The sequence below is a fragment of the Dactylosporangium darangshiense genome (assembly GCF_039537565.1).
Taxonomy (GTDB): domain Bacteria; phylum Actinomycetota; class Actinomycetes; order Mycobacteriales; family Micromonosporaceae; genus Dactylosporangium; species Dactylosporangium darangshiense.
Map to the genome: position 1 here is coordinate 16,520 of NZ_BAABAT010000045.1, position 20,408 is coordinate 36,927.

The 20,408-nt window shown below is 69.4% G+C and carries 18 protein-coding genes; 5 read left to right on the forward strand and 13 right to left on the reverse strand.

What is annotated here, in order from left to right:
• Window positions 1-12: 12 nt before the first annotated feature.
• The 5 genes from ABD901_RS46475 to ABD901_RS46495 form a co-directional block, all read right to left on the reverse strand.
• Window positions 13-663, reverse strand: coding sequence for a nitroreductase family protein (locus tag ABD901_RS46475; protein WP_345138185.1), 651 nt, complete (start codon window positions 661-663; stop codon window positions 13-15).
• 162 nt (window positions 664-825) lie between these two features.
• Window positions 826-1,632, reverse strand: a complete 807-nt coding sequence (locus tag ABD901_RS46480; protein ID WP_345138187.1) for a COG4705 family protein — start codon at window positions 1,630-1,632, stop codon at window positions 826-828.
• 243 nt (window positions 1,633-1,875) lie between these two features.
• Window positions 1,876-2,658 carry a sulfurtransferase gene (locus ABD901_RS46485; protein ID WP_345138189.1) on the reverse strand — a complete coding sequence of 261 codons (783 nt, stop codon included), beginning with the start codon at window positions 2,656-2,658 and terminating at the stop codon, window positions 1,876-1,878.
• A 19-nt stretch (window positions 2,659-2,677) separates the two neighbouring features.
• The gene (nikE, locus tag ABD901_RS46490; RefSeq protein WP_345138191.1) at window positions 2,678-4,237 is read right to left on the reverse strand and encodes a nickel ABC transporter ATP-binding protein NikE; all 1,560 of its coding nucleotides are present in this window, start codon (window positions 4,235-4,237) and stop codon (window positions 2,678-2,680) included.
• The gene (locus ABD901_RS46495) at window positions 4,224-5,000 is read right to left on the reverse strand and encodes an ABC transporter permease (RefSeq protein WP_345138193.1); all 777 of its coding nucleotides are present in this window, start codon (window positions 4,998-5,000) and stop codon (window positions 4,224-4,226) included. The genes nikE and ABD901_RS46495 overlap by 14 nt, the downstream gene beginning before the upstream one ends.
• Between ABD901_RS46495 and ABD901_RS46500 the strand changes: the two genes are divergently transcribed.
• On the forward strand, window positions 4,990-5,223 hold the full coding sequence (locus ABD901_RS46500; protein ID WP_345138194.1) for an FCD domain-containing protein: 234 nt from the start codon (window positions 4,990-4,992) through the stop codon (window positions 5,221-5,223). The two genes, ABD901_RS46495 and ABD901_RS46500, sit on opposite strands and share 11 nt — an antisense overlap.
• A 158-nt stretch (window positions 5,224-5,381) precedes the next feature.
• Here ABD901_RS46500 and ABD901_RS46505 read toward each other — a convergent pair whose 3' ends face one another.
• The 4 genes from ABD901_RS46505 to ABD901_RS46520 all read right to left on the reverse strand — a co-directional run bounded on the left by ABD901_RS46505 (window position 5,382) and on the right by ABD901_RS46520 (window position 10,835).
• On the reverse strand, window positions 5,382-5,597 hold the full coding sequence (locus ABD901_RS46505) for a hypothetical protein (protein WP_345138196.1): 216 nt from the start codon (window positions 5,595-5,597) through the stop codon (window positions 5,382-5,384).
• 23 nt (window positions 5,598-5,620) lie between these two features.
• Window positions 5,621-6,655, reverse strand: coding sequence for an extracellular catalytic domain type 2 short-chain-length polyhydroxyalkanoate depolymerase (locus ABD901_RS46510; RefSeq protein ID WP_345138198.1), 1,035 nt, complete (start codon window positions 6,653-6,655; stop codon window positions 5,621-5,623).
• 286 nt (window positions 6,656-6,941) lie between these two features.
• On the reverse strand, window positions 6,942-8,786 hold the full coding sequence (locus tag ABD901_RS46515) for a glycosyl hydrolase 53 family protein (RefSeq protein ID WP_345138200.1): 1,845 nt from the start codon (window positions 8,784-8,786) through the stop codon (window positions 6,942-6,944).
• 657 nt (window positions 8,787-9,443) lie between these two features.
• The gene (locus ABD901_RS46520; RefSeq protein ID WP_345138202.1) at window positions 9,444-10,835 is read right to left on the reverse strand and encodes a TY-Chap domain-containing protein; all 1,392 of its coding nucleotides are present in this window, start codon (window positions 10,833-10,835) and stop codon (window positions 9,444-9,446) included.
• A 295-nt stretch (window positions 10,836-11,130) separates the two neighbouring features.
• Here ABD901_RS46520 and ABD901_RS46525 point away from each other — a divergent pair, with 295 nt between their 5' ends.
• Together ABD901_RS46525 and ABD901_RS46530 are read left to right on the forward strand one after the other, a co-directional pair.
• On the forward strand, window positions 11,131-12,066 hold the full coding sequence (locus ABD901_RS46525) for a DUF2332 domain-containing protein (RefSeq protein WP_345138325.1): 936 nt from the start codon (window positions 11,131-11,133) through the stop codon (window positions 12,064-12,066).
• Window positions 12,054-12,263 (forward strand): alcohol dehydrogenase catalytic domain-containing protein, encoded by a 210-nt coding sequence (locus tag ABD901_RS46530; protein WP_345138204.1) that lies wholly within the window; start codon window positions 12,054-12,056, stop codon window positions 12,261-12,263. The genes ABD901_RS46525 and ABD901_RS46530 overlap by 13 nt, the downstream gene beginning before the upstream one ends.
• 12 nt (window positions 12,264-12,275) lie before the next feature.
• On the opposite strand, the gene ABD901_RS46535 is transcribed toward ABD901_RS46530, so the two are convergent.
• From ABD901_RS46535 to ABD901_RS46550, 4 genes are all read right to left on the reverse strand, one after another.
• Complete coding sequence (locus ABD901_RS46535) at window positions 12,276-13,037, reverse strand: alpha/beta hydrolase family protein (RefSeq protein ID WP_345138206.1); 762 nt, start codon at window positions 13,035-13,037, stop codon at window positions 12,276-12,278.
• 459 nt (window positions 13,038-13,496) lie between these two features.
• Window positions 13,497-14,387 (reverse strand): hypothetical protein, encoded by an 891-nt coding sequence (locus ABD901_RS46540; RefSeq protein WP_345138209.1) that lies wholly within the window; start codon window positions 14,385-14,387, stop codon window positions 13,497-13,499.
• 278 nt (window positions 14,388-14,665) lie between these two features.
• Entirely contained in the window at window positions 14,666-15,487 is an 822-nt protein-coding gene (locus ABD901_RS46545) for a hypothetical protein (RefSeq protein WP_345138211.1), read from the reverse strand.
• A gap of 583 nt (window positions 15,488-16,070) precedes the next feature.
• A complete protein-coding gene (locus ABD901_RS46550; protein WP_345138213.1) occupies window positions 16,071-16,943 on the reverse strand; it encodes a lipocalin-like domain-containing protein in 873 nt (290 codons plus the stop codon).
• Window positions 16,944-17,493: 550 nt separating this feature from the next.
• On the opposite strand from ABD901_RS46550, the gene ABD901_RS46555 reads away from it, so the two are divergent.
• Together ABD901_RS46555 and ABD901_RS46560 are read left to right on the forward strand one after the other, a co-directional pair.
• Window positions 17,494-19,368 (forward strand): IS481 family transposase, encoded by a 1,875-nt coding sequence (locus tag ABD901_RS46555; protein ID WP_345138215.1) that lies wholly within the window; start codon window positions 17,494-17,496, stop codon window positions 19,366-19,368.
• Window positions 19,344-19,826: a WapI family immunity protein gene (locus tag ABD901_RS46560; protein ID WP_345138218.1), complete on the forward strand. Its 483-nt coding sequence runs from the start codon at window positions 19,344-19,346 to the stop codon at window positions 19,824-19,826. Before ABD901_RS46555 ends, ABD901_RS46560 begins: the two co-directional genes overlap by 25 nt.
• Window positions 19,827-20,408: the final 582 nt, after the last annotated feature.

Here is a 20,408-nt window from a genome sequence, read left to right on the forward strand (position 1 = left end):
GCGCCCGACGCGTCAGCCGTCGGAGCCGTCCGTCCGCAGGAGGTCGGGGCGGCACCACGCGAACTCGGCGCCGCCGGCCTGGTACACGAGATCCTCGGCGGGCGCCCGCTCGCGCGCCGCGTCGTCGCGGGCGCGGATCGCCGCCGGCACCTCGTGCGGGCCGCCCAGCACGCCGAAGGCGGCGACGATGCACGGCTCGTAGCCGGGCCCGACGCCGAACGAGCAACGCAGCGCCTGCGCGTCGAAGCCGGCCATCTGCCGAGAGTGCAGCCCGTCGGCCCCCGCCTGGACCGTCATGTACGCGATCGCCTGGCCGAGGTCGTAGCGGGCCCAGGGCTGCTCGGCGCCGGTGTCGTCGTACAGCACGGCGAGCCCGCAGACCAGCGCGGACGCGGCGGCGGCCCACCGCTGGTTGCCCTTCGCCAGGCATTCGAGCAGCCCGCCGAAGACCGGATCGCCGCGCCGACCGACGATGAACCGCCACGGCTGGGAGTTGTTGTGCGAGGGGCTCCAGCGCGCGGCCTCGAGCAGGTTGCTCAGGTCAGCGTCGCTGCAGCGGTGCTGCAGGCTGAACCCACGTGGGCTCCAGCGACGCGCCAGAATGGGATGCAGGCCGGGACCAGGGTCGTCGAGATGACCGGACACGGCCTGCGTCGTGGTCATGGTCGCGCCGGACCGCGCGCGACGTGCGTGAACGGCATGTCGTTCACTCCCCGTGATGTGGCCGCCGACGTCGATCTTTGCCAAGGCTCGGCCAGTCGATACTAGCATCGGCGGGCACGGCAAGGACCGTCCATGATGGACGGTCCTTGCCGGCCACGGGGTTCAGCGCCCGGCGGGCTCGGCGTCAACGCGGGTAACCGCGAGGTAGCCGACCAGGACGACGATGAGCACCGTCCAGGCCACGGTCACCGACCCGGTTCCCAGGCCCAGCCCGCCGCGCTCGTGCGAGACGCCCATCCAGTCCGCGAACGAGGCGCCGAGTGGACGGGTGATGACGTACGCGGTCCAGAACGCGGCGACGGCGTTCAGGGTGCCGGTGCGAAACGCGAGCGCCGGCACCGCGATCGCGGCCGCGAAGATGACGCCCGACAACAGGTAGCCCCAGCCGAACGTCACGGCGGTCAGGTCGCCGGCCGCCGTGCCCAACGCGAACGTGGCCAGCACGGTGGCCCAGTAGAACAACTCCCGGCGCGGCGTGGTGATGCTGTGGATCGACAGGGTGCGCTCGCTGGCGTACCACAGCAGCAGGACGGCCGCGAGCGCGACCGCGAAGCCGATCGTGGAGACCAGGTACGGCACGCCCAGGCCGACGTGCAGGACGTCGGCCGCCATGGTGCCGAACACACTCACCATGATCACCGCGAACCAGTAGACGCCGGCCAGATAGCGCCGCACCCGGAACTGCAGGACCAGCGCGACGGCCAGCCCGAGGGCGCCGAGCCCGACCGCCACCGGCGGCGCGACCGTGTGCGCGAGGAAGTCCGATGCTGTTTCGCCCATGCCGGTGGTCAGCACCTTGATGATCCAGAAGATGGCGGTGACCTGCGGGACCTTGGCCAGCCGGGCCCGGGTGCCGGCGGCTGAGGTTGCATCGGTGAGTACGGCGCCTGGCTGCCGCGCTGAAGTCATGCGCGCCAGACTGGCGGCTCGACACTGAGAGATCGCTGAACCGGCACCATCGTCGCCAATCGGATGAACCGGCGGCGAGCCCGGCGAGGGGGAGTGTCAATTTCCTCCAAGATGTCGGAATGCTGTGGATTTCGCCGGTCGTGGCGGCGGGACGAGGCGATCGTCCCGTGTCACGTGAACGGCAGCCGGCACGGCCTTCGGTGGCGCTCGGCGAAGTTCCGGCGCGTGCCGCGACCCGGCCGATCAGGCCTGCTCGATCGGCCGGTCGGCATCGGCTGTCCACCCCGACCACGAGGCGACGTAGACCGGGACGGTGCGGCCGAGCGTGGCGTAGGCGAACGCGACGGTGGTGGCCGAGACACCCGCACCGCAGTACACGGCCGCCGGAATGGGGAGGGCGGACCGCAGAGTCTCCGCGCTCTTGAGTCTGCCGTTCTCGAACACGGGACTTGGTACGAGTCGCGCGCCGGGGATGTGACCGCCGTCGTAGGCCGTCTGGTCGCGGGCGTCGAGCAGGCCCCCCCGGGCGCCGAACTGCGCGGCGCGGTCGGCGTCGATCGTGGGCAGGTGACCGGGTGATGCGGCGAAGGTGCTCGGTGCTGCAGGCGCCGCCGTGGCGATGTCCTCGGTGCCGCCGCCCTCTGCCCGCCAGGCGTCGAGTCCGCCGTCGAGCAGCCGGACGTCGGGCAGCCCGGCCCAGCGCAGCACGAACCAGGCCCGGGTGGCCGCGGAGACGAGTTCGGGCCGAGCGGCGTAGACGATCACCGGTGTATCGCCGTCGATGCCCCAGCTTTGTACCCGATCGGTCAGGCTGCGGACGTCGGGTAACGGCAGCCTTCCACGCTCGCCGTATCCCGATGCCGCGAAGTCCTCCTCGAGTTCGGTCACGTGAGCGCCGGCGATTTTGGCCTGTGCCGCCGGAAGCGTCGCGGACCTTCTTCCGACGTGCAGCACGACGGGGTGCGGCACCGGATGGTCGATCAGCTCTCGGGCAGTGATCAGATGTTGTGTGCGGGGATCGGACACGGGCACTCCTCGGGATGGTCTACAGCACGGACTCGAGCAGGACGCGGGTGTACTCGTGGGCCGGTGACCGGAAAACGTCGGCGACGGGGCCGGACTCGACGGCGGTGCCGTTGCGCAGGATCGTGACCGTGTGGGCGAGGCCCGCCACCACGCGCAGGTCGTGGGAGATGAACAGGTAGGTCAGCGAACGTTCGCGCTGCAGCGTCTGCAGCAGTTGCAGCACCTGATCCTGTATCCGTACGTCGAGCGCAGAAGTCGGTTCGTCGAGCACGATGAGTTTCGGGTTGAGGGCAAGTGCGCGCGCGATCGCGACCCGCTGCCGCTGCCCGCCGGACAGTTCACGTGGTCGGCGCTGCAACACGTTGGTCGGCAGTCCCACGGCGTCGGCCAGCTCACGGATCCGTGCCTGTCGCTGTCGACGGTCCCCGGCCCGGTAGCGAACCAAGGGCTCGCCGACAATGCGTGACACCGTGTACCGCGGATCGAGTGAGCCGTACGGGTTCTGGTGCACGATCTGCAGGTCGCGCCGAACCTCGCGCAGGGCAACTCGATCCGTGGGGTCGACCGGCCGCCCGGCGAGCCGCACCGCACCGGAGTCGGCGCGCAGCAGGCCCAGCACAATCCGGGCGAGGGTGGTCTTGCCCGACCCCGACTCACCGACGAGCGCGTGTGTGGTGCCCGACGGGACGGCGAAGGAGACGGCGTCGACCGCCGTCAACCGGCCGAAGGTTTTCCTGACGCCGTCGACGGTGAGTGCCGGCCCCGGGGCTTCTCGGGTGGTGTTGTCGGCACGATTGGCGAGCGTGACGGCGACCGGCTTGGGGGCGCTGGCGAACAACGCTTCGGCGTACGACGACGGGGCCACCCGGCCCCGGTCGAGCGTGACGACCTGGTCGCTGTGCGCCGCGGCGAGGGCCAGATCGTGCGTGATGAGCAGGACCGCGAGGCCGAGCTCGGCGCGCAGTTGCTCGAGCGTGTCGAGAATGCCCTTCTGGATGGTCGCATCGAGCGCGGAGGTCGGCTCGTCGGCGATGAGCAGCCGCGGCCGTCCGGCGATCGCCGCGGCGATGAGCGCGCGCTGCAGCAGCCCGCCGGACAACTGGTGCGGATAGGAGTCCAGCACGCGGGCGGTGTCGGCGACCCCGGCCCGCCGCAGCAGAGCTTCTGCTTCTGCGGCCGGGCCGCGCTCGGGTTTGGTGAGGCGGATGATCTCGTGCAGCTGGCTGCGCACCGTACGCAGCGGGTTGAACGACATGGTCGGGTCCTGCGGCACGTAGCCGAGTTCGTGTGAGCGGATCTGCCGCAGCTGCCGTCGCGACGCCCGGCCGAGGTCGGCGCCGCCGAACAGGATCGTGCCGCCGGTGGTACGCGCGTTGGCCGGCAGGATCTGCAGCACGGCACCGGCGAGCGTGGTCTTGCCGGAGCCGGATTCTCCGATCAGCGCGACGGTCTCGCCGGCCCGCAGGTCGAAGGAGACGTCGTGCACCACAGGGTTCCACTGCCGGGCGGTCCGGTAGGCGATCGAGAGGTCTCGTACCCGCAGCAGCGGCGGATCGGCGGGTGCTTCAGAGCGACTCATCGAATGCCCTCGCGTCGAGGTAGGTGGACAGGCGGTTCACGGCGAGCACCACGATGACGACCACGGCGGCGGGGGCGTAGACGAGCCACGGTGCGGCGTAGAAGAAGTTCGCGCCCTCGGCGACGAGCTGCCCCCACTCCGGGCTGGGCGGCTGGGCGCCGAACCCGAGGAACGACAGCGTCGACAGCGCCAGGATCGCCGCGCCGAGCTCCAGGACCGCCAACGAGATGAGCGTCGTGGCGATGTTGGGCAGCAGGTGCGCGATCACGACTCCGACGCGGGTGGTGCCGGCGATCTCCGCGGCTTCGATGTACGGCGCCGAACGCACGCGCAGCGCTTCGATCCGGGCCACCCGGGCGAAACTGGCGATCATCGAAAGTCCCACCGCGACGGCGGCGTTGCCGCTGGAGAACCCGAAGGCGGCGACGAACACCATCGCCAGGAGCAGTGACGGGATTGCGAGCAGCACGTCGATGAGTCGCATCAGCGGCGTCTCCAGCCACCGTGGCGCGAGTGCCGCGGCGAGACCTGTGGCCGTGCCGAGGCCCAACGCCACGGCGACGGCGAGGATCGCGCTGAGCACCGAGGTACGGGCCCCGTGGACGATCCGCGAGTACATGTCGCGGCCGAGGGAGTCGGTGCCCAGCCAATGTTTCCCGCTCATCGACGCGAGCTTGTCGGACGGGACGCCGTTGATCGGGTCCTGCCCGGCGAGCCACTCCGGCACGACGGCAGCGACGATCACGACCACGATGACGAGCACGGACAACACGACGGTCGGCGGGATTCGGCGTCCCCGCAGGCGCCGGGCGGTGCCCGATGGCGCACCCGACGATCGGCAGACGATCCAGGACGACCACCGGCGGGTGTTCGACGCCGTCCACGACCGTGATCCGGCCCGCGCGCGCAGCGAACTGCAGGGCCACGTGCACCGGGCACGCGATCTGCGTATCGCCGCGCTCGCCCGAGAAGACCGCAGGATCTGATCCGCTCCCACACTCCGTGGTCGCGTCGCTGCCAGAGCACTGCGACGGGGGGCTTCGACCGGGTGGTCAGGGGCCACTACAAAAGCTCGACGTTCAGCCCGGACGGCAAGCGGCTCGTGGTCGAGTTTGAGGACAAGGGCTTCTGGTCGACCACCCGGTCATTGCGCGTCATCGACGCGCCGCATTGATGACGGCGGCGAAGGCCGCTGCGACGACGGCCGCGCCGCCGTGCACGGCAGCAGCGACGGGAGCGCGGCGAGCCCGAACGCGACCATGGTGGCGATCGGGGCTCGCCGCGGGCCGTGCAGCCCGGCCCCGGCCACGCCGGCGGCGACGAGCAGCGCGAAGTACAGCCAGATGAGGAAGGGGTCCACGCGACCATGTCGCGTGCCGGGGCTCAGCCGCCCAGTTGCCGCACCATGTTCATGATGGTCTCGATCTGGGCCCCACCCTTGATCGGGTAGTTCGTGGCGCCGAGGTACCCCCACCAGTCCCAGCACCCGTTGGGGTTGACGCCGGACGCGGCGGCCTGGGGGTACAACACGATGATCTTGTTTGTGTCGGCATATTGGTCGAGGTTGGCCCGGTCCACAAAGGACGTGCCGACCGCGCCGTAGCCCTGCACGCAGCCGTGCAGGGCCACCAGCAGGCGGCACGTCTGCCCGGCGGTGCAGGTGGCCGGGACGTATGCGAACCCGGACGCGTCCATGCTCAGCCCGGGCGCGTACCCGTTGACCGCGTACGTGCTCTGGCCGAACTTCACCAGCCGCCCGCCGAGCGGCCCGGTGTTGGGGCCGGCGACCCCGCCCAGCAGCTTGGTGAGCAGCTCGCGTTGCGGGTCGGTACCGCAGTCGTTGAGGTACGGCGACGCCGTCCCCGAACACGCGACGGTCCCGTAGGGCGTCACCCAGCTGTGTCCGGCGGCCGATCCGCTGTTGTACTGCACCGACGCCCCGAAATCGCGGAAGTAACTGACGAGGTCGTCGTTGACGGACTTCTTGACGCTGGTGTCGTTGCCGCCGTGGTAGACGTAGACCGGCTTGCCCGACAGGTTGCGCACCGGGTCGATCCAGCCGTACGTGGCCCAGAGGCGGGTGTAGTACTCGAGGTTGCTCAGGTAGGTCGGCGAGAGGTTGTTCCCGCACCCGTTGAGCGCCTGGGCGACGTTGTTCTGCGCACAGTAGTAGGGCCCGGCGGCGAAGACGGCGGTGCCGGCGATCCGGCTGGAGTACGCGACCTGCAGCTGCGTGGCCATGTACCCGCCGGACGAAACTCCGGCAACATAAACCCCGGAAACGTTGTACCGGCCGAGCGACCCGGACACCGGGGCGGCGGTGTACGGGTTCCCGGCCGCAGCCGCGGGCGGCGCGGCGGAAAGCGTGACGAGCAGCAGCGCGGCGGCGGCCACGAGAGCTCTGGCGAGGTGTCTCATGGCCGGACGCTAGTCAGCCCACCCACCGGATAGTTATCCATCCATGTCACATGATTCAGCGGTACGGCATGTGGGCGCCCGATCGCCTGGTACTGCATCGGCACCTGGGTTGACCGTGCATGGCTGATGTTCGCTGTGGTGGCGGACACCGAGGTGTGGTCGGCGGAGCTGGATCGAGTGCATGAGCGGATCGGTCGGCGGCACGGCGACGGGCGAACGTCGTCGGCAGGTGAATCCGGGACGCTCACCTGATCAACTCTTGGGGACGAGCACTACGACGTGCTGGTCAGGGGTGCTTGGGGCCCGGGGGTGGTGCGCTGAGGACAACAGCACCGGCAGAAGCCGCGGCGCCGGGGCCACCCAGCGGGCTGACGGCTCGGATCGACACGGTGTACCGCACGCCGTTGCGCAGGTTCTGCAGGGTCGCCGCGACCGTACCGTCGCCTTGTGTCGATACCGTTGGTGTCCGCCAGGTCATTCCACCGTCCGCGCTCACCTGGTATGTCAGCTGTGCGGGGTCCCCGGCGAGGGGTGGCCGGAACGTGACGGTCAGCTTGCCGTCGCCCGGTTTCAGCTTGACCGATGTCGGAGCAGACGGGGGAACGACGCCGTAGGCCTTGATCGACGCGTTCCACTGGAGCAACGGCCAGGCCGATGTTCCCCAATTGACCATCGACTGGAAGTGCGCCGGTTCCCAGACGAGTGCGCCCAGGCCGCGGTTGTCGGGCAGGTCGTTCACCATCCGGAAGACCCGCAGCAGCGCATCCGCCTGGCCCTGCACTGAGACGGGGTACGGCGAGTTCGGGATGGGGTCCGAGAAAGCGGACGGGTGCGAGGTCTCCGCGATGTCGATCTTGTAGCCGGGGTGCTGCGCGGCAATCGTCTGGAGTTCCGACTCGAAGACGTCCGGCGTGCCGTGCCACTCCGAGTAGTACGAGAAGCCCATGACGTCGATGTTCTGGCCCTTGGCGTTGAGGCGGCGCAGGAACTGGTTCCAGAACTCCTGGGTCCTCTCGAACTGGCCGTTGTCGATGATGACGTGCGTTTCGATGCCGATGTGCACGTGGTTGGCGGCGGCGACCTCATGGACGGCCCGGATGCCGGCCGCTTGCAGGGTGGTGAACCTGTCCCACGATGCCTCGTAGGCGGCTCGCTTCGCGGGGTCGGTGGACTTCCAGTCGTCCCAGTCGATGCCGCCGCCGGGCTTGGAGACGAACGTTGGGTCGTGGTTGAAGTAGCAGTCGTAGCACCAGTCGGCCGGGTCGGTGAACCACGGCTCTGCGCGCTCGGATCCCCACAGGAATCCCTTGATCAGCTCGTTGCCGACGGCGACCTTGTCAGGAACGGTGCCTTGCGCCACGAGCCGCTGGATGTAGTCGCGTGTGTAGTCGTGGACCGCCGTCACGAGCTGGTTGAACGGCAGCGACGCCCAGTCGGTCGGCTTGGCCTGCTTGCTCGGGTCGGCCCACGAATCTGAGTAGTGCAGGTCGATACCGAGGCCCATGCCCAGGTTCTTCACCTGCTTGGCGACGTCCAGCGTGCGATCGGGCCCCTGATAGGCCGGGTTGAGATAGTTGCCCGTCTTCTCGTCGCGGGGGGTGTTGAACACGCGCAGGCGCACGTAGCGCATGCCGGCGTTGCGCGCGGACGTAAGCACATCCGTCGCCGTGGCCGGGTCGTCGACGTAGTACGTCAGATGGTCCTGGTTATCGTCCTGGTCGGCATAGGAGATGTCCGCGCCGACGACGAGGTCCGGACGAAGGTAGTTGTAGACCTCGAACTCGGAGACGCCGATCTCCGCGCCCGCGGACGCACCTGTGATCTTCACTCGCAAGAAGCGAATCCCGGGGCGGGTGAACTGGTCCTCACCGGGGCCCGCCGTCGGGTTGCGCGAGTGGTCCGCGATCGTCGTCCACGCAGCGCCGTTGGCCGAGGCCTCCACGACGTACCGGTACGTCGCCTTCGGAGTCGGGAACACCACGCGAACCTTGCGGAGGTTGTCGTAAGCGCCGCCCAGATCGAGACGGAGCCACTGGTTGGATGGCCCGGTGGCCTTCCATGCCGTTGCCTCGTCCGAGTCTGCGGCGAGGGACGCAGTCTTCCTCCTGTACTGGCCGCATACGTTACCCACGGCTTTCCAGCGATGTTGCTCTCACCGGGCTGAGTCTGCGCCGTGTCGCTTGCGGAGGCTGACTGCGCCGAAGCCGAGGCGAGCGCCGTCGCGCTAACGGCGGCGGTGGCGCAGACGGCTATGATCCAGCGTCTTGGCTGACCACTCATTGTTTGTCCTTCTGTAGCACGAGGCACAGTCCGGGCTAGGTCTATGACCGATCACGGCCCCGTGGGCCATGATCGCCGCAGTCAAGCCGTTGGGACGAATGTGAGGGGATCCGGCCTGCTACGACGGGGACGGGAACCACAGCGGCTGATCGTGGTGTGGCGGAGTCAGCCCCTTGCGTTCGGGGGGAACTCGGGGAAATACAGGGGAACTCGTGGGAACGCGGCGGAACTCGGGCCATCATGCACGATGAATCGGGCCTCCGCCAGGGGTACAACCGTGCATTCAAGGCCCGTCGAGAATGAGCACCAGCAGCGTACTGGGAGCTTGCGAGCGTTTATGTTGACTGTTTCGAATTAGTGAGAGCATGCGTTTGATTATTGCGAATTGATGAGCGCTTACGCTGACCATCGTGAGCCGGTAGCGGTGAGTGCCACGGAGATGGGTTCGAGGTCGGTGATCGACTCGATCCGCTCTTTGGTCTTGCGGCCGGCGTGCCGCCGACGAAGGTCAGCCGTGCTGGAGAGTGAGGCGGATCGCGTCGAGGCGTTCGGCGGGGGTGTCGGACCAGGTGGCTGCTCGCAGCTGGTCCGGGGCGTTAATCTGCGCCTGGGACAGAGCCTGCCGGATGCGTTCGACGAGCGCGTCGGCGGCGCCGGCGCCCGGGCCGGTGGAGACCGGGGTGCCGTACTGGTCGGTCCAGCCGAACTTGGCGGTCATCCGGTGCGGCGTGAACCCGCCCTCGGCGATCATGTCGCCACCCGGTCGGCGCAGCCGCCAGCGGGTGCTGCTGGCATACGGGTGCAGAAGCAGCAACGCCTGACTCCAGGAGCGGAAGAGCGACCGCAGCTCGTCCAAAGTCTCCTCGAGGGTGGCCGACGGCGAGTGGGGGTAGAACATCATGCCGTCCAGGGCCTTCGCCGACGGGTCCTCGATGTCCGGCTGAGTGGTCCACAGCTCGTCTGGACTCCACTCGTCCGGGGTCATCATCCACTTCTGGCGGTTGTAGATGAGGTTCTCCCGCGGCTCGGTCGGCTCGACCTCGAGCTGTAGCCGGTCGCCGCGAGGGCTGAGGTGCGCGGCCAGGGTCACGGTGGTGCCGGTGCCGCGCCAGCGCGCGAACGGCCGGTCTCCCGTGTCGCCGACCAGTGGCGGGTGGCCGAGCGCGGCGACCGCGCCGGCGAGCGCCTGCCGGAAATCCATGACGGCGCCGGTGTTCGCGGCCGGCAGCGTCACGGTCAACGAGCTGATCTCGCCGTGGCCGTAGTACCCGGCGTCCCACGTGTGGCCGCTGACCGACTCGCCGCCGGTGGCGGTGAACGTGTGCGCCCGGCCCTGCGGCTGCCAGTCCTGCGCGGCGGCCAGCCGGTCCAGTGTCGCAGCGGACCAGTCGCCGAGACCGCTGGCGAGGATCTCGCACCACTGCTGCCACCGCGGTGCCGGCGGCGGCAGGACGGTGACCGGTTCGGGGGCGGGCTTCTCCTGGCCCTCTTCGGGCGCGACGGTGCGCAGCTGCGGCGCCCGCAACCCGTTGTTGTTGAACGAGCTGTATCGCAGTGCGGCCGGGTCCGCGACGCCGTGTACATCGCGCAGCGTCCGCACGATCAGGTCCGCGAGCCGCCGGGCCGTGGCCGCCTCCACCGGCGCCGGCACCTCCGGCTGGCCGACGGTCTGCTCGTCGTCGACGGGCGCCCAGCCCAGCTCGGCAAGGCCCGCCGCACCGGAGCTGGTGTGCACGTACACCGCCGGCCCGCTCAGCACAGTGCCACGTGTGAACCGGATGAACTGTACGAACACGTCGCCGGCCTGCAGCGAGACCGCGTCCTCGTTCCGCAGCCGCTCTAGCGTGCCTGCGAGCTCGTCGGTCACATCGGGCCAGCCCGGACCATCCGCAGTGGACATGCAGCGCCTCCCCAGCAGCGTCGCCGACACATTACGGCAACCCGCGAGCCGACGTGTGCCCTGAGCTTCCTGAGGCGGTGGCGGCGATGCGACCATCGCCGCCAGCGAGAGGATCATCGTCCTCGAGTTCAGGGAATTCGGCGGCCAGGTCGCCTGCGAGCGCCTCTCGGGACGCGGAGGCGCCTTCAGGTTGGTTGAGCTGTCTGCTGTGTCACGAACGGTGACGGGGCCCACCAGCGGGTTGGGCGCTCTGCTGCCGGGCATTGGCGTCTGCGCTCTGTGCGATCCTGACGCGGTGACGGTTGCATCGACGTATGTCGAGTTCGCCGAGCGGGAGACGCGTGGGGTGTCGCCGACCTACGAGCGCCTGTCGCTGGCCATCTCCACGGATGAGAAGATCTTGGCACTGCTGCACGCGGTTCCCCCGCCGAACCGGCAGCCGAACCTGCTGCTCGGCGTGGTGCGTCTGCTCGGCGGTCCGGTCGATGATCCGGCCGCGTTCCATGACTTCACGGTGGCGAACTGGCCGGTAGTCGAGGCGGAACTGCGCACGCGGGCCACGCAGACCAACGAGATCGGGCGGTGTGCGCTGCTGCTGCCGGTGCTCGCCTCGCTGCCTCAGCCGCTGGCGTTGCTGGAGGTCGGCACCGCCGCTGGGCTGTGTCTCTACCCCGATCGTTACACCTACCGATACGGCGATCATGAGATCGGCTCGAGCGGGCCAATCCTCGACTGTGACCTCACCGGAACTGCACCGCCGACGCGACTGCCCGAGGTGGTGTGGCGAGCCGGTCTGGACCTCAACCCGCTCGACGTGACCAACCCGGCCGACGTCGCGTGGCTGGAGGCGCTGATTTGGCCGGAGCACCAGCACCGTCGGGACCGGCTGCGGGCCGCGGCCGCGATAGCCGCCGCGGATCCACCGTCGCTGGTCCGCGGCGACCTTGTGGATGATCTGCGGAGCCTGGCCGCCCAGGCTCCCGCCGGCGCGACGCTGGTGGTGTTCCACACGTCTGTGCTGTATCAGGTCCCGGCCGCGCGCCGCGCGATGTTCGTGGAAAGGGTGCGCGGACTGCCCGGGCACTGGATCGCCGTCGAAGGCTCGGACGTCCTGCCTCATGAGGCGTTGCCGCCGGCGCCGGACCAGGCACTCTACAACGTGCTCGCGCTCGATGGCGCGCCGCTGGCCTGGACCCGCGGTCACGGGCAGGCGATGGCATGGTTCGGCTGAAGGCGTCCGCCCATCCGCGGATCCGGAAGGCCACATGGACCGACCGTGCAGGCCGCGACCGCACCCCGAGCGTGCCCGGACACGAGCTGTCGGGCTTGGTCACCGAGCCGGGCTACGGCACCACCGGCCTGACCGTTGGTCAGCGGGTGTTCGGACTGGCCGACTGGGCCCGCGACGGTTCGCTGGCCGAGTCCTGAGTCCGGCCGGGATCATCGCGCAGGGGCGTGTTCCCGCAGGAAGGCCTCGATCAGCTCGTTCACCTTCTTCGCCTCGCCGCCGCCGAGCAGGCCCGTGCCGTGCTCGGCGCCGATCGAGAGGTACACCTGGTGCGGCACGCTCTTGGGCGCCGACGCGTCGAACTGCTGCGCGGCCTCGGCGAACGGATGATCGTTCTCAGCGGCCAGGAACAGTGCCGGTGACTTCAGGAGAGGCACGGCGTCCGCCGCCGAGATGCCGGCGAACAGGCCCGGGGCCGACAGTGAGACGACCGCCGCGGGGGCGGGGCGCAGCGCGGCGGCGGCGGAGAGCGACGCTGTGCCGCCCTTGGACGCGCCCATCAGCACCACGTCGGTGACACCGTTCGCGCGCAAGTGAGTGGCCGCCGCGACCACGTCGTCGTCGAGCCGATCGTCGCCGCGGTGCGGGCCGGAGTCGCCGTCGCCGCCGAAGTCGAAGGCGAGGACGCGGTAGCCGAGCCCGGCCAGGCGCTGGCCGAACGGCAGCCACTCGCACAGGTTCGAGCCGTTCTGGTGGGCCAGGACGACGCCTTTCGCGCCGGTGCCGAGTTCGACGCCGACCAACTGCGTGCCCGCGGGCGTGGCGAACCGGGCCTGCCGGCCGAGATCCCCGAGCCCCGTGCAGCGGGATCCGGCCCGCTGGGCCTCGGGCGACGGCGCCGCGGCGGGCGCCGGGGCACCGGCCGAGCAGGCCGCGAGCAGCAACAAGGGCAGAAGCCCTGCGATCGGACGCACGAAAACCTCCATGGGAGCGCTCCCGGGAGCATACTGCCGGCGGCCCGGTGCCGCTGCCCCGCGGGGCTCATCAGCGCGGTGAGCGACGCCATCCTCTCGGCCGCCGTCCTTCTCGGTGTCAGCCGGATCTCGGCCCACCACTGCCACAGCCAATGGGCGCCGAGCGCCACCACCGGATGCCGCCACCGCGAATGCGCTGGTCGGGCTTCTCTGCCGGAACAGCAGTGGACGGCGCGGCGACCCCACACCCGCGATTGAGCATCGTGTATTCCTCCGCAACAGGCGCGAGGCCCAACGGATTGTGGAGCTCAACAATCATGCCGGCCCAAATGGTCCAGTTCGATCTGCCGAGCGACGAACAGATGCTGTTGCTCGACCTCTGACTGCATCAGCTCAGCGCATACCTGCATGCATAGCGACGCCTCGAGATCCGATCGCGACAGGCGCGCGGCTATCGGCTCAGTCCTGGATGATCGGGCCGACGGTGCGCCGCCACTCTCCGGCGGCGACGCGGCAGGACTCGGCGTTGCGCTCGAGGTTGTCGCGGCGCAACTTGTCGGCGTGGCGGCGGTAGGTGTCCAGCCCGTCCGCCGTCCAGCAGGCGGTGACCGGGACCTCGTCAGCGCCGGGCGGGATGAACTTCAGCGCCTCCTCGGCCGCGGCGGCCGCGCGCTGCAGGTACCTCAGCACGTCGTGATAAGCCCACGCCGCGTACGGTGGCTGGTGCTCCTCGAGCAGCATCTTCACCTGCAGGCCGGCGGTCTGGGAGATCATGAACCAGTTGGCGGCGTCGAAGATCGTCGACGGCGGGTCGTCCGGGTAGGAGTAGTTCGCGGAGCCCAGCGGCGCCATACCGGGCGGGATGCGCTCCGGCGGTACCCACAGCTCGATGTCGCCGTAGCGCATCACGCGGTCCGGGCCGACCTGCGAGGTCACGACCGCCTCAAGCACCTCGTCGTCGCTGCCCTGGTCGCTCGGGGTCCGCAGCAGGATGTACAGCCGCGCCTCGCTCATCGAGCGGGCCCACATCCGGTCGTCCTCGCGGGGACCCAGCGCGGTCCAGGTGACCGTGTCGTGGGTGATGCCGGTGTCGTACAGCAGCTCGGTGAGCACGTCGCGGGGCCGGCGCTCGCCGAACTGCACGACGTCGACGCCGCGCTCCGGCCCGTGGTCGAGGTGCGCGAAGCCGACCAGGGTCCCGCCGGTCATCCGGCCCAGGGCGAGCGTCGCCGGCGCGAGGTCGTTCGCGACGGCGACGAACTCGAGCCCCAGGAGGGCCTCGACGTCGATGGGCCGCATGTCCAGGCGGGCCACCGGCGTGGGCGCCTCCCGTGGCGTGTCAATGCTCACCGGCTCCACGAACCCGGACCTCCTCGCTGGTTCATCTGGGACGATTGCATCTGGTTCGCCACCGCCTCCGGCGCTGCCCGCGGCGTGCCGTATCCACCGGCTTCTCGAATCGAGGTGCGCGGCGGCTGAGAACTGGCCGAGCGACTGGGCCGCTCGACGGCGCCCACGCCGTCGAGCGCGCGGCGCTGCGCACCGGCGTCATGCAGCTCACCGATGACGTCGAGCCAGGGCTCGATTGCTCGACGTGCTCAGCCGTCGACACGGGCAGACGACGAACCTCACGAGTTGACGGAAGCTGAGGTTCCGCGTTGCCGCACGACGACGGCGAGCAGGTCCCGAACCTCGCGGTCGTTGCCGCCGGCGTGCAGCACGCGCTCCGCGTCTGCGTACCGTTTCGCGCGCGACAGCGCCCGGGCTGTGCGCAGCAGCGCCTCGACGGACGGCTTGCCCGGATCGTGCCCGGCCCGCTTCCGCACCGCGTTGGCATGCGCGGCCATCGCCTCGTCGAACGCCCCGGTGTCGGCCAGCAGCGCGGCGTGCACCTCGTGATCCAGCTCGTCGTCCGAGTGGGCGGCCACACCGCCCTGCAGCGGGGCGGCGATCGCCGGCTCGTCGCGGAACCGGTGCACCGCCCACCACAGCTGCTGGGGCGTGCCCGTCGCCGCAAGGTCGGCCAGGAGAGCATTGAGGTCGCCGGCGCGATCCTGGCGACGCAACAGCCGCATCAGGTCCACGCACTGCGGTACGCCGCCGCCCGCGATGCCCAGGCGGAGCATCCGCTCGGCCCGGCCGGGATCGCGGCGGGCGATGTGGTTGGCCAGCCCCGCGTGGTGATACTCGCGGCCTTCGTCCGTGGCGATCTCGTAGCGCCAGGCCACCCCGGCCGGCAGCCAGCCCGGCGAGTCGGCCGCGACGACGAGCGCTGCCCACACCAGGCCGGCGGCGGGCACCGCCGCGCCGATCACGTCGACCCAGCTGCTGGTCGATAGCCAGGTGATCCAGACGCCCGCGACCGCGAACGCCACGACGGCGAGCCGGACCACCCAGACGAGCAGGACCGCCGGCCACAGCCGCGCGCCCCAGAAGCTTCGCATCCGCATGGTTCGATGATGCCCGGCTGCGTCCACGGCTGACGCAGTGATGGACGAGTGGGACCAGGGATGGTCGTTCACCAGCCAGTACATCTGTACCGGCTGCGTGGACGAGCCCGCCCTACGGGCTGCGCTTGAGGCGGACGCCGACTCCGAGCAGGAGTGCGACTTCTGTGGCTCTCGGCCAGCGGCGCCCCTCGACACTCTCCTTGAACACTTTGTCGGCCCCGAGGCCGCCCCCGCCACGCTCGCCGCCATGTTCGACGCCCTGCCCGAGCGGCCCGCGCTCATCGCGCAGGACCCGGCGGCGGCCGCGACGCTGGTGCACATCGCGAAGCGCTCCGGCGATCCGGCCCGGGCCGGCGGTCAGCGCCTCCCGCGGGCTCGGCGAGCGCAACCCGGGCGTTCTCTCGCTCGCCGCCGCGGCCGACCACACCGAGGGAGTGCTCACCGGCGACCTACAGATGCTGCGTGGCGCGGTCGAATGGTACCGGCGCACCCCGCGCCGGCTCGCCCTGGCCGCCGCGCTCGAGGACGCCGCGGACGGTGGGGGTCCGGCCTGGTCGGGATCAGCGGTATGGGGCGGTGGTACTCACCGGCGCGGCGAGGTGGGCTGAGGACTCCAGTTGCCGACCATCTGCACGTGGCTCCTGCCGGTGACCTCCCTGCCCTCGTAGGCGCCGGTGAAGGCGGCCGTGACCTCCATGTGGGGGCTCAGGCCGCCGGTGAATTCCCGGGCCTCGGTGCTGGTGCTGTGCATGGTGAGATGGGTCTTCAGCGACGGGATGTCGACGCGCCAGCGGGTGGGGTAGGCCTTGCCGGTCGCGGGGCTGGCCCAGAGCTTGTCCGCGCCGTCTGCGAGGGGCTTGACCGCCGCCAGTCCGTAGGAGCCGTCCGGGTGCAGGACCGTCACCCAGCAGTTCTCGGTCTCGCCGCTGACGATGTCCCAGATGGCGGCCTTGTCGCCGCAGGGGAGGCTGAGGATCATCCAGGTCCAGCGCATCCAGGGGTCGTCCATGGGCATCCGGCCCCACTGGCGGGCCATCCAGCTTTCCCCGGAGACGTTGTGGGTCTGGCCCTGGATGGTCAGGCTGCCGGTGGTCCGCATGGAGGGGAAGTCATACTGCCAGGTCGGGCTGCTCCGTACGCCGTGCGATGGGAAGGTACCGGTACCGGCGTACTTCAAGTCCGGGCCCGTGGCCTCAAGATGGACGTCGAGGCAGCCCCACGGCGTGGTCGCCTTCACCGACATCTTCTGAGCGTTGCCCGTCCAGGTCAGGCCGGGCATCTTGATGTTGAGCCCGCTCGCGCCCCAGGTGTAGTCGCTCTCGGCGATGTCGGTCTCGTGGTCCTTGTACCAGCCGGTGGTCTCGTCGGTGACGGCGAAGCTCAGTATCCGCCTGTCGAGATTGGGGAAGTTGCCCGTCCACACCAGGACTCCGAAGTCGTGGCCGGCGGCCGTCACCTCGCTGGTGAGGAAGATCGCATCGCCCCACGTTCGTTCGGCGCCGGGGGCGTGGCCAGCAAGGTCGGTGACGGGGTCGACTGCCGCCGGGATCCCGTGTCAACGATCGCGTCAATGCCCGGGCCAGTCCTCTTCATAGGGGCCTTCCCTAACCCGATACGGGCTCTGCTTAACCTGTGAGGCCACAGTTTCTGGCAAGGTTCTGTCGATCTTGGACGCTGTGCTAGGGGGGCTCCGTTCGAGCGGACTCCCTAGGCCCCGGGCCGCAGGTTCGTCACGCTCGTACCTCCTGCCGCCTGATCAGCGTGGTGGCCATCGAGCGTGTAGCCCCGGTCGTCCTCGGCGAGAATGGTCGGGGCATCGGCGTGTCCGCTGGCCTGGCCGCGCCGCCGTGCCCCGAGCTGTGCGAGCGGCCCGCTAGGGCCGCCTTGAAGACGTATGGGAACTGCGCGCTCAGGTTTGGACGGAGACGTGTCCGGTCTCGGGACCTGCGTGACACATCGGTATCAGGACGTGCGTGACACTCCGCCGAGTGTTGGTGGAGTGGACCATGACAGAACAGCGGTACCGGGCTGTGCTGGAAGTCGATGCCGGGGTGCCGGTGACTGAGGTGGCGGAGCGGTTCGGGGTGTCGCGTCAGGCGGTGCATCGCTGGATCGGTTGGTATCGCGAGGAAGGCTTGGACGGGCTGGCGAACCGGTCCAGCCGTCCGCAGACCTCGCCGGCGCAGACCCCGCCGGAGGTGGAGGCGGCGATCTGTGAGCTGCGCCGGACGCATCCGCGGTGGGGTGCTCGGCGGATCGAGTTCGAGTTGGGCCGCAATGGCTGTCCTGGCCCGGTTCCGTCGCGGATCACGATCCATCGGGTTCTGGTGCGGCACGGCCTGGTCGACGTCATGCCTCGCCGTCGTCGCCGGCAGGACTATCGGCGGTGGCAGCGGGAGGTGCCGATGGAACTGTGGCAACTGGACATTGTTGACGGGATTCGGCTGGCCGACGGATCCGAAACCAAGATCGTGACTGGGGTGGACGACCATTCTCGGTTCTGTGTGATCGCCGCCGTGGTGCGCAGGGCGACTGGCCGAGCGGTCTGTCTCGCGTTTGTCGAGGCGCTGCGAGGCTTCGGGGTCCCGGACGAGGTGCTCACCGATAACGGCAAGCAGTTCACCGGACGGTTCACCAAGCCCCGTCCGGCCGAGGTCATGTTCGAGCGGATCTGCCGGGAGAACGGCATCGTCGCCCGCAACACCAAACCTCGCACGCCGACCACGACCGGGAAAGTGGAGCGGTTTCATCAGACCCTGCAACGGGAACTGCTCGACCAGATCGAGGTCTGGCCCGACCTGCAGACCGCGCAAGCGGCGATCGACGCGTTCCGCAACGAGTACAACACCGACCGGCCGCACCAGTCCCTGGACATGGCGTTCCCGGCTGACCGGTTTGCCGCACGACCTACTGATGAGCGGCTGCCGTTGCGGCTGCCAGCAGCTCTCGCCGCCGCAACGCCCGAACCTGGCCCGGTACCCGCCCCAGCGGCCGTCCCGGTCACCAGCACGGTGACGCCCACCTCGGTGATGCTCTCGGCGAACGGGGTCGACCCGCTCGACTTGGCCGTGGAGTTCACCCGCGCGGTGCCGTTGTCCGGGAACCTGGCCGTCTGCGGCCAGCAGTTCTGGCTCGGTCCTGACCGGGCTGGTGCGATGGTCACGTTCTGGGCTGACACGACCGTGGTGCACCTGCTCACCAACGGCGTGCGGCTCAAGACCGTCCCGTCCCGGCTGACCGTCGCCCACCTGCAACGGCTCCTCGACGAAGGCGGACGGCTCGCCGGCCCGCCACCCATCCCCACCGGTCAGCCCGGCGACCCGATCGAGGTCGACCGCACCGTCAACGCCACCGGCCTGATCGGCCTGGCCGGCCGGCAACACCCCATCGGCTACCACTTCGCCGGCCGGCGCCTGACCGTGCGTCTCGACGGCGGCCTGCTGCACCTGATCGACAACGGCGTTCTGCTGCGCAGTCTGCCCAACCCGCTGACCCCCGCTGAACACGCCCGCATCCGCGATGCCCGCCCCGCAGGACCATCACCGACTCCGGCACCGGAACCCGTCCGCGTCCAGCGGCGGATCAGCTGCCGCGGTTCCCTTACCGTTGCCCGGCAACGCATCCACGTCGGAATGGTCCACGCCGGCCGCACGGTCACGGTCGAGTCCGCTGACCACACGTTCCGGGTCTACGACGGCGACGAACTGCTCACCGAGGCCGCCCGCACCACCACCCTGCCGATCGCCCGATTCAAGGTCCGCAAACCCGAACCGCCGCGACGCTCGCCGCTGCCGCCTGACCCACGGAACGCGACCGAATCGCATCCGCCCGCAGCAGCCAGTCCAAAATCTCCAACGTGCGCTCGGAACCCGATGGCATGATCGCCCGCGTGACGGAACCACCCGAGCTGCTTGTCGGACGTCCTGATGCCGACCACCTGAAAATCCGCGTGCTGGGAAGGATGCACGCCGGCAGTAGCGACTACTGGGACGGCAACTGGCTGTTGAGCCCTATCTCCGCCGCACTGGGCTGCTTCACCGCGCAAATCGACGCCGGGCTGCGCGTCGACGAGCTGCAGACCTTCAGACGCAGACTCGAGCAGATCAACCATCAGCTGCAGGGCGAAGCAACGCTCACCTCGATCGAGCACTGGATCTCGCTATCCGTGGCGTGCCTGCCGAACGGCTCGCTGTGCGTAACAGGACAGCTTGACGACGATCTCGGCTCGGGAAACGTCCTGTCGTTCACCATCAACGACCTCGACCAGACCGACCTCCCGACAATGCTGAGCACGCTGTCGATTATCGAGCAGACCTACCCATTCCTCGGAACACCCTGAACCGCAGCACTGGGTCTACCCTGTCAACGACATGATCGTCTAGCCGGACGTGTCACCCACGTCCTGAGACTGATCTGTCACCCGTGTCCTGAGACCCGACAGTTTGGACGGAGACGGCCGGCGGTCAGGCGCGACCTTTGACTGTGGTCCCAAAGTGGTCCCCGGCCGGAAGTCGTCTAGATCAACCAGAGTGATCTCCGAGCGGAAGACGAAAGGCCGTTGACCAGGGCTTACGCCCTACCGTCAACGGCCCTTGCGGTATGTCGGGACAGCGGGATTTGAACCCACGACCCCTTGTTCTGGGTCGCACCCGCTTTGGTCGTTTCACTGCTTGTCGCTACTTGACGCTGACCTGCCAAAACGCTCATGGCGACGGCTCTGGCCTTGTCGCAGATTGTCGTCCGTTCGGCGGGTTTTCGGGGGGTAATTGAGGGGTGCGATCTCGACCGTCGGCACGGGCTTGGTGATGTGGGGTTCGTGACGGAGGGGGACTTGAACCCCCACCCATAGCAGCCCTGCATGAAACAGGGATGCATGCGCTGATTTACGGAGTTCGCGGCTGGCGTTCAACCAGCTGGTGCG